5 protein-coding genes and 1 pseudogene are annotated in these 15,644 nt (G+C 44.3%); all 6 read right to left on the reverse strand.

Features of this window, described 5'->3' with window-relative positions; translation table 11 throughout:
* Positions 1-89: 89 nt before the first annotated feature.
* Positions 90-2,319, reverse strand: a pseudogene (locus NXV01_RS03570) (glycoside hydrolase family 3 C-terminal domain-containing protein).
* Between the two features lie 15 nt (positions 2,320-2,334).
* A complete protein-coding gene (locus NXV01_RS03575) occupies positions 2,335-4,860 on the reverse strand; it encodes a glycoside hydrolase family 2 TIM barrel-domain containing protein (protein ID WP_259023428.1) in 2,526 nt (841 codons plus the stop codon).
* A gap of 21 nt (positions 4,861-4,881) precedes the next feature.
* Positions 4,882-7,746, reverse strand: a complete 2,865-nt coding sequence (locus NXV01_RS03580; protein ID WP_234133148.1) for an alpha-xylosidase BoGH31A — start codon at positions 7,744-7,746, stop codon at positions 4,882-4,884.
* A 143-nt stretch (positions 7,747-7,889) separates the two neighbouring features.
* Complete coding sequence (locus tag NXV01_RS03585) at positions 7,890-11,930, reverse strand: hybrid sensor histidine kinase/response regulator transcription factor (protein WP_259021730.1); 4,041 nt, start codon at positions 11,928-11,930, stop codon at positions 7,890-7,892.
* Between the two features lie 184 nt (positions 11,931-12,114).
* Positions 12,115-13,824, reverse strand: coding sequence for a cellulase family glycosylhydrolase (locus NXV01_RS03590; protein WP_259021731.1), 1,710 nt, complete (start codon positions 13,822-13,824; stop codon positions 12,115-12,117).
* 10 nt (positions 13,825-13,834) lie between these two features.
* Positions 13,835-15,634, reverse strand: a complete 1,800-nt coding sequence (locus NXV01_RS03595) for a hypothetical protein (protein WP_234133151.1) — start codon at positions 15,632-15,634, stop codon at positions 13,835-13,837.
* Positions 15,635-15,644: the final 10 nt, after the last annotated feature.

The following is a 15,644-nucleotide window of genomic DNA, read 5'->3' on the forward strand; positions in this document are numbered from 1 at the left end:
GACATATAGATACACGATGGTGAGTATATATATCCACCACGCTGTATCTATATGTCCACTAAACACTGTGTATTAACCTGTTAACTTTATCATTGGGTATACTCGAATGTCACCGTACCGCGAATATCAGAAGAAGAAGCGGCAATGTATGCCTTAAATTTCCCAGGCTCTGCCACCCAAGTATGCTGTTTATCATCAAAGAATTGCAATGCTTCCGGTTTGATCGTAAACTTCACTTCTTTTTCTTCATTCGGAAGAAGCCGTACTTTCCGGAAGTCTTTCAACTCCTTCACCGGGCGAAGAACACTACACTCTTCGTCGCCAACATATAACTGAACGATCTCTTTCCCTGCTATTTTCCCTGTATTCCTAATTCTTACAGTAAGATCAATACTGCCATCAGCATTCATTGTTTTAGCCGATACCACAGGCTTACTATATTCGAAAGTGGTATAACTCATGCCATAGCCAAAAGGAAAGAGCGGCCGGATCTTCTTCGTATCATACCAACGATAACCAACCAAAATATCTTCTTTATATTCCTGACGGATACTATCACCCGGGTAACTAATCTCACCAAAGAAGTGTGCCGGACAATCTTCCAGTTTCACCGGATAAGAAAAAGGTAACTTACCGCTGGGATTCACATCTCCGCTCAACACATCAGCCAGTGCCTCTCCGCCGACAGAGCCTAAATACCACGACTGAATAATAGAGGGTATCTCCTTCACCCAAGGCATTTCCACCGCATTTCCACTAATAATTACTGCTACCAGATTCTTATTTACTTTCAACAGAGCTTCTATCAAATCATTCTGTCCAAAAGGAAGTCCATACGACAAACGGTCACCACCCTCACAATCCTGAAAATGATTCTTATTCAGTCCTCCGACAAAGATCACCAAGTCCGCATTCATCGCTTTTTCTACCGCGTCATTACGTAAAGAATCTACTGTTGTCTGTGGAATAACATCTGCCCGGCCATACATCGGGCGACCGCTTGTATAGCCTTGTGCATAAACCACATCCTCACCAAACTTCGCTTTTATACCATCTAATGGTGAAACCACCCTCTGAACTTTCAACTCCGAAGAGCCGCCGCCTAACATCAAATTACGGGTAGCATTATCTCCCACAACCAAAATACGTTTATATTTTCCCTGGGGGACGGGTAATAATGCAGGTTGTTTCTTACCTGTCCCATTTTTCAACAAGACAATGCCCTCTGTTGCAACCTCATAAGCTGTACGATAGTGCTCTTCGCTGGTCAGTGCACCGAACGGTTTCCGACGATTCATCGCTGTACGGAAAATCAGACGTAACACACGTGCGGCCTTATCGTTCACTACCTCCATCGAAATCTTACCTTCGCGAACCATTTTCAGATAAGACTTACCCAAATAATAATCATCAAAACCGAATTCCGATTCCGAAGTCAAACCATTGGTATAAGATCCCATTTCAATGTCCAATCCGTACATGGCAGCTTCATAAGTATCATGTGCAGCTCCCCAGTCCGTGATGACGCATCCGTCGAAATTCCATTCCCCCTTCAATATATCATTATTCAGCAATTTGTGATGGGCAGCATGAGTTCCACGCACTTTATTATAAGCTCCCATAACAGACCACGTTTTACCTCTTTCTACAGCAGCCTTGAAAGCAGGCAGATATATTTCATACAATGCACGGTCGCTTAGTTGCACATCGATATGTCCCCGCCATAATTCCTGATTGTTCAGTGCGTAATGTTTTACGCAGGCGGCTACTCCATTCTTCTGCACTCCCTGAATATAAGGCACGCAAAGCTCCGAGGCTAAATAAGGGTCTTCCCCCATATATTCAAAGTTACGCCCGTTGAGCGGGGTACGATAGATATTCACCCCCCGGTCCCAACAAAACATCCTTTTCACGATAACGGGCTTCTTCACCGATGGCCTGTCCATATTTCTCTGCCAATAACGGATTCCAGCTAGCTGCCAGACAGGTCAGTGCAGGAAAAGCAGTACAACTATCGTTCGTCCATCCGGCATATCCCCAATCATTCCAGTTAATTTCGGCACGCACGCCATGAGGACCGTCACTCATCCAGAGTTCAGGAATACCCAAACGGGGACAACCAGGGGAGCTAAACTTCCCTTGTGCATAACTAAGACGAGTTTTCTCCTCCACAGTCATACGGTTCAGCGCATCCTGTACCCTGACCTCTATCGGTTGTGTATCATCCAGATACACCGGTTTTTGTTTCTTGTCTTGAGCAATCACCACCATACCTGTCTGAACAGACAGGAAACATATAGTCAATAAAAATATCTTCATTATTCCCATAATCATTTACAGTTTACAATCTTTTGCCGAGATCTTCACCACGGCTTGCCGAAGCCCTTCCGAAGTAGCTGTCAGCTCCGTTTTTCCCGGTTTCCCGTCATTCTGAATGACAACAAGGCATTTTCCATAAAATGCTTTCCTCTTTTTATCCTTAAAGCGTTCCAACGATACCGGGTTTCCATTATCCACTCCTGCGATGAAACCATTACCTTTCACAGTGAAATTCACCAAATTATCTGCATTCGGACAAAGATTCCCTTCTTCATCCAGCACCTCTACAGTGACGAAACACAAATCTTTTCCATCAGCAGCCAGAACTGAACGATCAGGAGTCAGGCGAATTTCTGCAGGCTTTCCGGCAGTATGAATTTCCTTTTCCGCTACCACTTCATCCTTTCTGCGTGCAATAACCTTCACCGTTCCCGGTTCAAACTTTACACGCCAAACAACATGCAGGTTATCAGCATCTTTACATTTCACTCCCTGCGACTTTCCATTCACAAACAATTCCACTTCATCAGCCTGATTATAATAACACCACATATCGATCTCCTGCCCCGGAGTCCAGTTCCAATGCGGGAAAAGATGCAACACTTGCTTATCTGTCCATTCCGACTGATATAGATAGTAGACATCTTTTGGGAAACCTGCCAGATCGACAATACCAAAGAATGAACTACGTGCAGGCCATCCGTAAGGAGTCGGTTCTCCGATGTAATCGAATCCTGTCCATACATATTGCCCGCTGATAAAGTCGTTGTCTCTGACTAACTTCAGACTTTCTTCATGAGTGTTTCCCCAAGGCACATGACAGTTCTCATAAGATGAACAGGCAAAAGTAGAATCAGCAAAGGGTTTATCCCAACGCTCGGGCCAGATAAACATCCGGTCACTGGGCATACGGTAGTATCCACGTGTCATCAATGCCGAATTACTTTCAGTAATGATAAAGGGCTTGTCCGGAAAATTAGCCGGAACATGAGGAATATCTTTATTATGATAATTATAGCCAATCACATCCAGTGCACCGGAACGGAATAAATGATTGCCGGAATTCGGTTCATTGCATCCGGCAGTGACAGGACGGGTAGAATCAAGCCCTTTCACAAAGCTTACCAACTTCTTCGTCAGCAAAGAGTTGACACTCTCCTCTCCTTCTTTTGCCAGCATTTCAGAAGAATGCCCGAAATTCAGGATCAAATTGGCCTCTTCCAGACTCAATGTATCCGCTTTAGCATCACTCCATTGTTCGAGGACTTCATTACCGATACTCCACATAAAGACAGAAGGGTGATTGCGGTCACGCAAAATAAAGTCATTCAAATCGCGCTCGTGCCATTCATTGAAGTAACGGGCATAATCATGTGCTGTTTTTTTCTTCCGCCACATATCAAAAGCCTCATCCATCACGATAAATCCCATACGATCACAGAGATCAAGCAGTTCGGGTGCGGGAGGATTATGGGAACAACGTATGCCATTGCATCCCATTTCTTTCAGAATCTGCAATTGCCGTTCAATGGCACGTGTGTTGACAGCTGCCCCCAGACAGCCCAGATCATGGTGCATACATACCCCGTTAATCTTGGTTTGCCTACCGTTCAATGTAAATCCTTTCCGGGCATCAAAACTAAATGTACGGATACCGACAGGAGTCGTATACCTATCCATACATTCCTCGTTTCGCATCACTTTGGTAACCAATGTATACAAATAAGGAGTATCAATATCCCACAACTCCAGTTGTTTTACAGTCAATTGCTGGGCGAAAACAGTTTCTCTGCCAGTTTCCGTTTTTCCGGCCGACCGCGTTCCAGCAACTTCTCTGCCTTCAGCATCCTGCAAGGATGAGCAGACCGTGATATTTTCATTTGTATCACTTTCATTCACAATAGTAGTAACAAGATTCAGTACAGCCTCTCCCTTGTCAACCGATGATGTCGTGACATACGTTCCCCAATCGGCTACGTGTATCGGACCAGTCTTGCTTAGCCATACATTCCGGTAAATGCCACAACCTGAATACCAGCGTGAATTAGGTTGCTCCGCATTGTCCACCCGAACAGCCAGCACATTGGGTTCATCCCATTTCAGATAAGGGGTCAGATCATAACTGAAACTGATATATCCATAAGGACGTACTCCTAACGAAACACCGTTAATGAATACTTCCGAATTCATATATATTCCGTCAAACTCAATGCGGAAGATCTTTCCTATATCTGCTTTGTCTACACTAAAAGTTTTGCGATACCATCCAACTCCACCCGGAAGCGCCCCTCCCCCTGTGCCGGAAGGATTTTCACAGCTAAAGTCTCCCTCAATCGCCCAATCATGAGGCAGATTCAATACCCGCCAGTCATTGTCGGCAAAACCGGGTTGTGCAGCTTGTAATCCGTCTCCCAAGTGGAAACGCCAATCCGCATTAAAGTCAGACCGCTCGCGTGGAGAAATGGGGGAAGAACTGTTACATGCTCCCAACAGCATCAGACAGCTCCCCAATATCAAATATTTCAATTTACCAATCATCATCATCGGATTATATCATCCAGCCTACAGTTTCAATGTCTGCTTGCTGCCATTATATTTCACAGTCACCCCTTTCGCATTCAAATCAAACGGTTGGGCTTTCTCCTTATTGACCGTAACCACAGTGAAGGTGCGTTCCTTCAGCATACCCGGAAATTCTCCCTGACGTTCACCAATCACTAAGGTCTTGGTAGCCTCATCATACTTCATCGGTATCATGGCATACATCCCTTGTTCATAGTTATAATTCACGCCCTCATCTTCGTACAAAGTAAATGCTCCATCCGCTCCCTGATAAATATACAAACGAATATGATCCGCCGGTCTTTCATCCGTATACTGAATATCATCACCTAACGGTACGATAGCTCCCGCACGCACATACAACGGAATCCGTTCATAAGGCGCATCTATCATTTTCTTTTCTCCACCGGACTGAAACTTGCCGGAATAAAAATCATACCAACCTTCTGCTTGGGGGAAATAGATTTCACGGCTCCGATCACCATAGCGATAAACCGGCGATACCATAAACGAAGGGCCGAACATATACTGGTCACCAATATCATTTACTTGGGTATCCGCTGTAAAATCCATGACTAATGGACGCATGATTGTATAATCATTAAACCAGGTCATGCCTGCCAACGAATAAATATACGGCATCATATTGTAGCGCAGTTTGGTATAATAAACAACCGATTGGTAGGCCGGATGTCCTTCCGGTGCAATCTCCCATATTTCACGGAACGGGTATTGTCCATGTGCACGATACAGAGGAACGAATGCACCGAATTGATACCAACGGGCATTTAATTCACGCCATTCTTTATAATCGGCATTTTCCGTCTTTGTCGCATTCCATTGCTTCTGTCCCGCCACATAACGGTTCTCTACACAAAAGCCGCCAATATCCATTGTCCAGTAAGGTATTCCACTCATGGCGAAATTAAGTCCGGCAGAAATCTGTGCCTTCATATCCTCCCAACGTGTACCGATATCTCCGCTCCATGTAGCTGTAGAATAACGCTGTAACCCGGCAAATCCCGAACGGGTCAATAAGAACACACGTTTATTATTATCCACTCCGCGCTGACCGTCATAAATGGCTTCTGCATTCATCAGTGCATAAGCATTGAAAAATTCCGTAGAGGAACCCAACGCCGTAGGTCCGCACAAAGCCTTCCGATATTCCAAGTCGGTACAGTCACGTACATTCGGTTCGCTGGCATCCATCCACCAGGCATCGATACCCAACGGATAATAGTGCTCATACATCTGCTTCCAAAACAGTTTACGTGCATCCGGATCATAAGCGTCATAAAAACCATAATGGTAACCGGGGCCTACCCAATCTTTCAAACTATCCCTGACAGATTGCTGATACATCCACCCATTCTTGTCGAACTCCTTGAAATGTTCGGTAGTAACATAGAACTTAGGCCATACCGAAATCATCATACGCCCATGCATAGCATGAATGGAATCGACCATTGCTTTGGGATCCGGAAAGCGTACCTTATCAAACTCATGACTTCCCCAGGCATTTTCCGGCCAGTGATTCCAATCCAGTACGATATTATCCACCGGGATTTTACGATCACGGAAACCTTTCAGTGCGCCTAACATTTCATCTTGTGTATTATACTTCTCCCGGCTTTGCCAGAAACCCATTGCCCATTTCGGCATAACAGGCGACTTTCCGGTCAGAGTCCGATAGCCACTGATTACTTCATCCATATCCTCACCAACCACAAAATAATAATCAAGCTGCTTTGCCATCTCGCTCCACCATGACTGTTTTCCCTGTTCTGCCGGATCTACAGGAGTCAATGCCCGCAGCCCGCAATAAGACTGCCCGCCATCAGGCTGCCATTCAATTTTCAACGGCACACGCTTCCCTGCTTCCAGATGAACAGCAAACTTATAGCTATTAGGATTCCATGCAGTCCGCCAACGTTCCGGCACCACCGGTTCATTATTCAAATAGACCTTGACATATCCGGCGTAATAAAGAATAAACTTAAATTCTCCTGTTTGAGCAGGTTCTATTTCACCTTCATAAGTGACCTTAGCCCCCATCAACGGCAATTTCTCCGGAAGATTCTGAATCGTTTTCAGATTCTCAAAATAAATAGAGTCTTCCCGACGAACCAACGTCTCTCCTTTTTTCGGCACATAAGTACCGGTAAGCGCACCTTCCCGACCTGTCTTATCATAAAGCTTAAAGACCCGGTTCAATTGGGAGTAGTCATTCGGATTACCGAAACGGCACAATGAATAGCTATCCAGCAGTACACCATAATTCTTATTTGAAACAACGAATGGAACAGAGACTTTCGTATTGTATTGGAACAGTTCTTCGTTCTTACCCTTATAATTAAATTCATCCGCCTGATGCTGCCCCAATCCGTAGAACGCTTCATCTTCAGGAGATTCAAAAACCTGGCAGATCGTATATCCCTTTGTTCCTTCTACTTCGATTGGAGTAAACTTCTTTCCTCCTCCCTTGTTTTCCTGCAGGATTAACTTTCCGTCTTTATCCGCAAACCACACCTCTCCGGTACTGGCCAATACGGACGCTTTCACTTCTTTTGTAGACACTGTAATCGTATCGCCATTCTGCATGACGGCAAATGAGATTTGTTTCTCCTGCGGAACAACAATCAAACTTTGCGGATCGGCAAACTTGCTGTCGGCAGTAGCAGAAACACGGATTAACTTATCTCCCATCACTTGCAGACGAACCAGTCGGGGACCTCCTGTTACTTCCTGTTGTACTTTAACTATCACGCTATCGCCTGTCTCCTCATAGACCTTATTGGCACATGCTCCGAAAAGAAGTCCCGGCAACAGACAACAGAAAATGTTTTTCATATTCATAATCATACCTACCTTTAGGGTTCAACAATATATTTTCTCATATCGCAAAAGTAAGTACTATAAATGAAAAGCTCCCCTTCTAATGTTTTATAGAAGGGGAACTTTTAAACAGTGACCGGACGATATGTTTTTTTCAGAGGTATCATTTGTTATTTCCCTTCTTTTTCCTGGTAAACAGAGGGCAAAACACCAAATTCATCCTTGAAATAACGACTGAAATATTTAGGGTTATTAAAGCCTACTTCGAAGGCTACCTCAGATACATGAAGCTGGCTTTCACGCAATAATTGCGCTGCCCGTTTCAAGCGGATCACGCGGATAAACTCAATCGGTGTCTTTCCTGTGATCTGGAGTAATTTCTTATACAGATGCACACGGCTCATACCCAGTTCCCGGCTAAGCTCCTCTACCGAGAGTTCGGTACGCGACATATTATCTTCCACATACTTGATTGCTTTCTCTATCAATTTCTCATCCAATGAAGTAACCACAATCTCACTGGGGGCAGGGTCAATCATTCCCTGGGTGACACGATGATAGCGGCTTAATTCTATCAGTTTACGGATACGCAACACAAGAATAGTCATATTGAACGGCTTCGTTACATAATCGTCCGCTCCTGTCTGCAATCCTTCCAGCTTCGCTTCGGTATTCTGCCGTGCTGTCAGCAAAATCACAGGGATATGCGCTGTGCGCTTATCCTGCTTTATCAGACGGCACAACTCATTACCATCCATTTGAGGCATCATCACATCACTGATAACCAGATCGGGCAATTCTTCCTGCATCATCTCCCATGCTTCCTTACCACTCACAGCCAGTTTGACACGATACTGCAATTCCAGACTATAACGCATAAAGATACGGAAGTCTTCATTATCATCTACTATCAGCAACAATGGGAAATCCTTACGTTCCGTTTCCTCTCTGGTTTCCTCTTTTATCTCCTTATCTTCTTCCTCCCCGGCCGGTATACCTGTCTCTGGCGGCAATTGCACCTGTGTCTCCACATGCTTTACCGGAAACTGAATAACGAAAACGGAGCCTGTTCCTATATTATCAAAGACCTTCACTTCTCCCTCATGCAGAGTTACAAAGTCACGTACCAAACTCAAGCCGATACCATTTCCGGTAGTTTCCTCTACCCCTTTATGACCCGCCTGATAGAAACGTTCGAAGATATGTTCCTTATCCACCTCACTAATTCCTATTCCAGTATCAGCAATCTTGATCTCCAGCATATCAGGAGTTCCTGCCACATGCTCTATCATCACCGTCACCCGTCCTCCTTCGGGAGTAAACTTAAAGGCATTGGAAAGCAGATTCATGACAATCTTTCCCACCTTGTCAGCATCAAAAGCCATCGAGAATGTATCTATCCCCGAGAAGAAAGAGAACTGAATATGTTTCTTATCCGCCATCAATAGGAAAGAGTTGCAAACACTATGCACATACGAGATAATATCTCCTTCCGACAGAGACAACTGATGAGTGCTCATCTCCCCTTTACGGAAATCGAGCAGTTGATTGACCAAGTGCAACAACCGCTGCGCATTGCGATGCATCAACTGCAAACGTGTACTTTGCAATTCATCGGTTGTTTCTTTCAGCATACCCTCCAAAGGAGAAATAATCAATGTAAGCGGTGTACGCAATTCATGGCTGACGTTCGTGAAGAAACGGAATTTCATATTATTGATTTCTTCGTTCTTCGCCACCTCGCTTTCTATCTGCTGAAGATGAAACTTCTCACGTTCACGTTTCAGCATCCGGTAGCGTGCCAGAAAAAGCACGACCACCAAACCGATGGCATACAACAAATAGGCCCACCATGACATCCAGAAAGGAGGATTGACTACAATACCCAGCGTCGCTTCCTTCACGCCGACATAACCGTCACTATTTACCGCTTTCACTCTCAAAACATACTTTCCCGGTGCAAGATTTGTAAAAGTCACATTGTGTACTCCTAACGGTAAAGTTAGCCAGTCATTATTAAACCCTTCCAACTTATACATATATTGAGTTTTCTCCGGTAAATTATAGTTATCCGAAGCAAAAGATACACTGAAAATGTTCTGCTTATAATCAAACTCGACATTTTCTACATCGTTCAATTCCTTTTCTATCAACACTCTTCCACCATACGACTGTCCCACCTTTATCGGCTCATCAAACAGCGAAAGACCTGTAAACATCACAGTAGGCAGCATTTTATTATAGCGTATATGATCCGGAGCAAAAACATTTACCCCATATAAACCTCCAATGGCAATGATTCCATTGTGCAAGGTTTTGATAGAACGCTGGTTAAAATCACAATTCTGCAATCCGTCCTCACTATTATAAGCCCTGGAATCAAAAAGGTAACTCCCTTTTCCGTCAGAAGTTACTGTCACCCGGATTACCTTCCTACTGGTCGATACCCACATATTACGCTCCTGATCTTCCGTAATCGCAGCAATAAAGCTTCCTTTGGCCTCTGCAACAGGAGATAAATCAAGAAACAGATGGCGTCTTATATCATATACATTCAATCCCTCACGTGTAGCAATCCATATCAGTCCCCGGCTATCCTTGTACACATGATTAACCGCATCGTTCGACATTTTCATGCTACCGCTCTGACCTTGAACTTTTTTTATTTCACGAGTACGCATATCCATCATACCTACTCCCTGATTAGCAGTTCCGAAAAATAATGTATTATCATCTCCCCAACACAAAGAGGTAACATTATTTTCCAGCAGAGCCGAGTTATTACTCGTATAAGTCTCAAAAGTACCGGACAACGGTTCCAAACATTGTAAACCACCTCCTAAGGAAGCAATCCAGATCCTCCCCTTATCATCTTCCACCAATGCCCAGACATTATTACTTGCCAGAGCATTTCCGGCACCCTCCTTATAAGAACGTACCTGGGAACCATCCATACAATACAGCCCTCCATTAAATGTTCCGACCCATAGTTTGCCGTCTTTTGACTTTAGCATAGACACGACCGGATTCGGCAACTGTCCTTCGGCATCTCTCCAGAAAGGTTCCGCCTTTCCTGTTGAACGGTTCCACAAAAGAATCCCATGGTCATTCGTTCCCAGCCACAATTTATTTTCATCTGCCTGCTCTATGCAGGTAATATCTCCCCATTCATACATATTGAACTTAAAGATACTTTCACTATAATAAGATACTCCTTTCTTATAAGTTCCCACCCACATGATACCATCTCTATCAGCATATAAGTCATAAATTGTATTATGAGGCAAACTCCGTCCATTGTCATCATGGGCAACAAGAGAAGTCACTTTTCCAGTTTCTTTCTCAAGCACATCTATACCGTCATAATCCTTTCCAACCCAGATTCTGCCTTCTATATCCTGTGCCACCGTATGAATGATTACGTCCGGACGTGACGACCAAATACCAGTCAAGTCTGTCCGCCAACTTTTTGTTCCGCAGTCATACACCCAGATTCCCATAAGACTATATGCCCAGATACAATTGTCTCTGTCTACAAAGAGCGAAAGTTCTATCTTCTTCCCTTCCGGAATATATTTTTTGATTTCATCAGACTGCCATTTTACTGCTAATGTGGAACGATCCAGGCAAACAAGTAGTCCTGTATTATAAATCAACAAGATCCCGTCACTACATTCTGCCATTTGTGTTACTCCATATTCCGGTAACGAATGTTCCATGTACGAGAAGAAAAGTCTTTTTCCGCCTTCCTTGTAACAGTAACATCCCTCACCTGCCACACTAAGCCAGGTATTCCCTTCCCGGTCTACAAAAACCTGTTCCGGAACTCCCCATGACTCGAGATTCTTCATAAATCCGGTAACATCTGTGATAAAGCAATCCCGTTCCTTGTCAAACAATACATATCCCCGGGCAGTATTTATCCAAAACCGTCCATCAGGCATTTCTACAATATCAGTGATATAATTATCCGGCAAAGATCCCGGCTCGTCCTCGGCATGATGGTAAACCTTAAAAGTATATCCATCATAGCGGTTCAATCCGGCAGTCGTGCCAAACCACATGAACCCGTCACGATCCTTATAAATAGTATTTACAGAATTATTAGACAATCCGTCCGATACTTCCAGATGCTTGAACAGATAGGATTGTGCAGACACAATCCATGAAGTGAAAAGTAAAGCTAACAATAAAAGGCTCTTTCTTATCATGTTTTTCAGATTTGTACAAAGGAAATAAAATATTATCAAACAGCCAAGAAAAAGAGTCTGCGGATTATTTGGCGAAATCAACCAACCCGCCAAGAAAAAGACAGTCTGAACGGAGATTCCCGTACAGACCGTCTTTATGGTTTATTGATACTCAATAGAAACAACAGAACAACTCTAATCCGGACTATTCTGTCGCGAGTCCCTCTATCAGAGCGTTATACTCCAATTTGTCATAAATGTCCAACGTATTGCGATTCAAAACACCGTCCCCACGATCCCAATAGAATGGAACCAGTCCATGAGCACGCGCCTGGCGCACTACACATCTGTCGAACGCCGCACGCGACAGGTCATGTCCTCTTTGGGCTTCTTCATCCTGCAATTGACGACGGATAGCCGCAAACTCACCGATGAGTACCGGAATATTCTGTTCTACAAACCGGGTCTTCAGCTTCTGAAATTGAGCTTTCATGTATTCCTCTCCGCCAATATTGTCCCAACGACCTTCGTAATTGCCAACAGCATACCCGCGATTCTCTTCTCCCCAGAAATAGAAAGCCTTTCCCCAACTCTCGTCTTTCTCCATTCCGCAGAATTGCCACGAACTGTAATAATGCACTTCAACAATCATACGCCCGTCCGTCGGGTCTTCGGGTAACTGCCCCATCCATTGGATAGTTTTGTCAATATCCGTAGCAGGTCCCTGTACTATGAGATTACGATACACATTTTTCCCTCCCGTAGCGCGAACGGCATCTACAAATGTCTGTTCATACTGTAGCAGTACTGCCATATCATCGGCATCCTCAACATTCGGTTCGTTGCAGCCAGCAAAAATCAGATGCTCGTCATAATTTCTAAAGAAAGTAGCAATCTGACGCCACAAAGCCCGTTGCTTTTGGTCTACAGCTTTATTATAGCCGTTTGGTATATCATTCTCCAACCACCCACCATCCCAATGGATATTAAGAATAACATACAGTTCGTTATCCACACAATAGTCTACTACTTCTTTCACACGGTTGAGCCACGACGCCTGTATCTCATAGCTTCCATCACTTGCCAGATAATCATTCCAAGCACAAGGAATGCGTACCGCACTAAATCCAAGTTCCTTTATTTTGGTAATCATGGCTTTGGTAGTAGCCGGATTTCCCCAAGCGGTTTCTCCACCGGTAGCTTCCAGCGAATTACCCAGATTCCATCCAATCGCGATTTCCTTCATCAATTCCATCGCATTCTTCTCCATGCCTGTCATATCTGCTTCCGGTATCGAAGAAACCTGTTGAATCACGGTAACCGATTCTATAAGGTCATTCAGCATGAATGTGATGACGGCTTTACGAACTTCATTACCAACGTTGGGATCGGCGGTAAATGTCTCCACCTTTTCAGTCAGAGCACGTGAGGAGTTATGATGCAGCCATCCGGCATCGATCGTTATCTCATAATCTCCGGATGCCTGCATCTTAATAGAAAAGTTTTCTCCTTCACCGGCAACTGTCACTTCGTGTGTTTCCCCCACTAAAAGATCACTGGCAAGCTGACTCACCTGTACCACCTCATTCATTTCACTTCCTGTTACCTTAATCGTAGTCGAACGGGATTCTGTATCAGGATTAGCAGTTACACTAACCAAATACTTGCCAGTCTTTTTTGAGTCCGATTCCTGCCGGGTGATGCTGCACCACTCCGGCGAATCCGACACTACTTCATAAGACACATTTGATTGTATATAGAGTAAAGTCTCGCTTCCATTCTTACCGAAAGTCAGTTCTTGCTTTGAGACTGTGATGAAAGGAGTTTCCGCTACTTCATCTTCCGTACAGGAAATAAGCAAAACACCTGCCAAACAGAAAATATAATAAGTCCAAAGGCTACAAATCTTATTCATACTCATTCAATTACAAGATTCTTAAAGTATCTATAGTAACGTTCACTTTATCCGGTTCTGCAATGTCACTGAACATATCAATGATATCAATCACAAATACGATTACACCGTTATATGCCGCTTCTGGTTTAATGTTGATAGTATAAGTACCGTTGCCTTTCACTTTTACATCACTCGTACCCGAATAACTAGGCCACCAACCACTTGCCGTACACATCAGACCTGCATTATATTCCTTGGTGGCCGCATCGCCACTCAGTCCGCTAATAGTGAAAGTCAGTTCCATTGAATAGTCGAACACAATGCTTGCCGGATCAACCGGAGATGCAGACGCAGTCTGACCATATTGATTGTACAGTTCGATACGGAAATTATTCTTATCGTTCTCCAGATGTCCCCACACCAATTTATTGTTGTCAACAGTAATAGTGGTTGCCTCCGGTTCTGTGCTTCCCCCGGCATTGGGCACAAAATGATAAGCCTGGTATTCATCCTTTTCAGAGCTGCGTGCACCAAGCCACATACCCATCACCGATCCTCCTACACTCTCAATACTTAAGATACGGAGTTGGTTGTTAGCATCTGCTCCAAACATAATATCACCACCTCCGATGTGATAGGCAGGCAAAGGCAAGCTGAAGGTATAAACACCTTTTTTATCCAAACTATAGGTTCCGTCCGAAGAAGTACCATCGGGCAAAATAAGGGAATATGTCATCGTACTTGAATTCAAAGTCAAAGCAAGTTTCTCCAATCCGCTGACCGGAGCTGCCCAATCAGGATAGTTACCGGCCGTAAAGTTATTCATCAGGCTACCATCCAGATTTGCCCAGTCGAACGGAACATCAGGCGACATCGTCCATTTGATTTCTGTGGTCACGACTTCTGATACCATGTCTTCCCATCCGTCAGGCAATACCGGTTCCGGATCGGGTTTATCTTCAGGCACATAATTGTCGGCATATTCTTTTGAAACAAAGTTCCATATCAACCACCAGGGTCCTTCACTATTGTCACGCATCACCCCGATTCGCAGATGATTTTCATCCAGTTCGAGCAACTTCAGATTCCGGTTCCAGTTCGTACTTCTGTCCGACCATGAAGGCGTGTGCAACAGTTCACAGTCAGTAAACGTGATGGTATGATCGTCCACATTGAGCATAAATGTACCTACGGTTGTACTCTGTGAAGAAGAATTATAAACTGTCACATTCGCTCCGCCAGTCAGACCGAAAGTCATCGTACTCTCCCAGATGGCATCATCTCCCGAATGACCGACGCCCGGATCCCAGTTGGCACTCCAGTTGTTCCACTCTACGGTCGTGCTCGGATCAGCATAAGTCACTTCACCCGCAGCAAAGCCATACGAGCCGTTATCGAAAATCCAAACCTTCTCATTGTTGACCCCTCCCGACAAATAAGTCCATAAAGCATCATTCACAAATTCAGCACAGAAGCTGTCGATGGAAAACTTTGCAGCGGGACCATACACTATTCCGGCTCGTGTCTGTACACCGAACTTCACGCTATACTCCCCCTCAAACGGCATCTGCAACTTAACTTCCGCACTCTGACTCCGCCCTTGCGGATGTTCCCAACATACCTGATAACTTGAAGGCATCAGACTTTTCAGATAAACAATATTCGGATTCACCGCATCATGCGTGATCGAAAAAGCAATTCCTTCAGCCAGATCATCCGAAACGATATCCTGACTTCCCAATTCATAAGTTTCGGGAGTACATGCCGACAACAATGTGACGAGCGTTGCCAGCAATGCTATATATAACTTTGATACAATCTTATTCATAACTTCCATT

Origin of the sequence: Bacteroides sp. BFG-606, from assembly GCF_024788145.1 — a bacterium.
Lineage (GTDB): Bacteria > Bacteroidota > Bacteroidia > Bacteroidales > Bacteroidaceae > Bacteroides > Bacteroides vicugnae.

What these genes read in the sequence shown, in the direction of transcription:
- NXV01_RS03575 (WP_259023428.1), bottom strand. Translation starts at nt 4,860, where the DNA reads ATGATGATTGGTAAATTGAAATATTTGATATTGGGGAGCTGTCTGATG.
- NXV01_RS03580 (WP_234133148.1), bottom strand. Translation starts at nt 7,746, where the DNA reads ATGATTATGAATATGAAAAACATTTTCTGTTGTCTGTTGCCGGGACTT.
- NXV01_RS03585 (WP_259021730.1), bottom strand. Translation starts at nt 11,930, where the DNA reads ATGATAAGAAAGAGCCTTTTATTGTTAGCTTTACTTTTCACTTCATGG.
- NXV01_RS03590 (WP_259021731.1), bottom strand. Translation starts at nt 13,824, where the DNA reads ATGAATAAGATTTGTAGCCTTTGGACTTATTATATTTTCTGTTTGGCA.
- NXV01_RS03595 (WP_234133151.1), bottom strand. Translation starts at nt 15,634, where the DNA reads ATGAATAAGATTGTATCAAAGTTATATATAGCATTGCTGGCAACGCTC.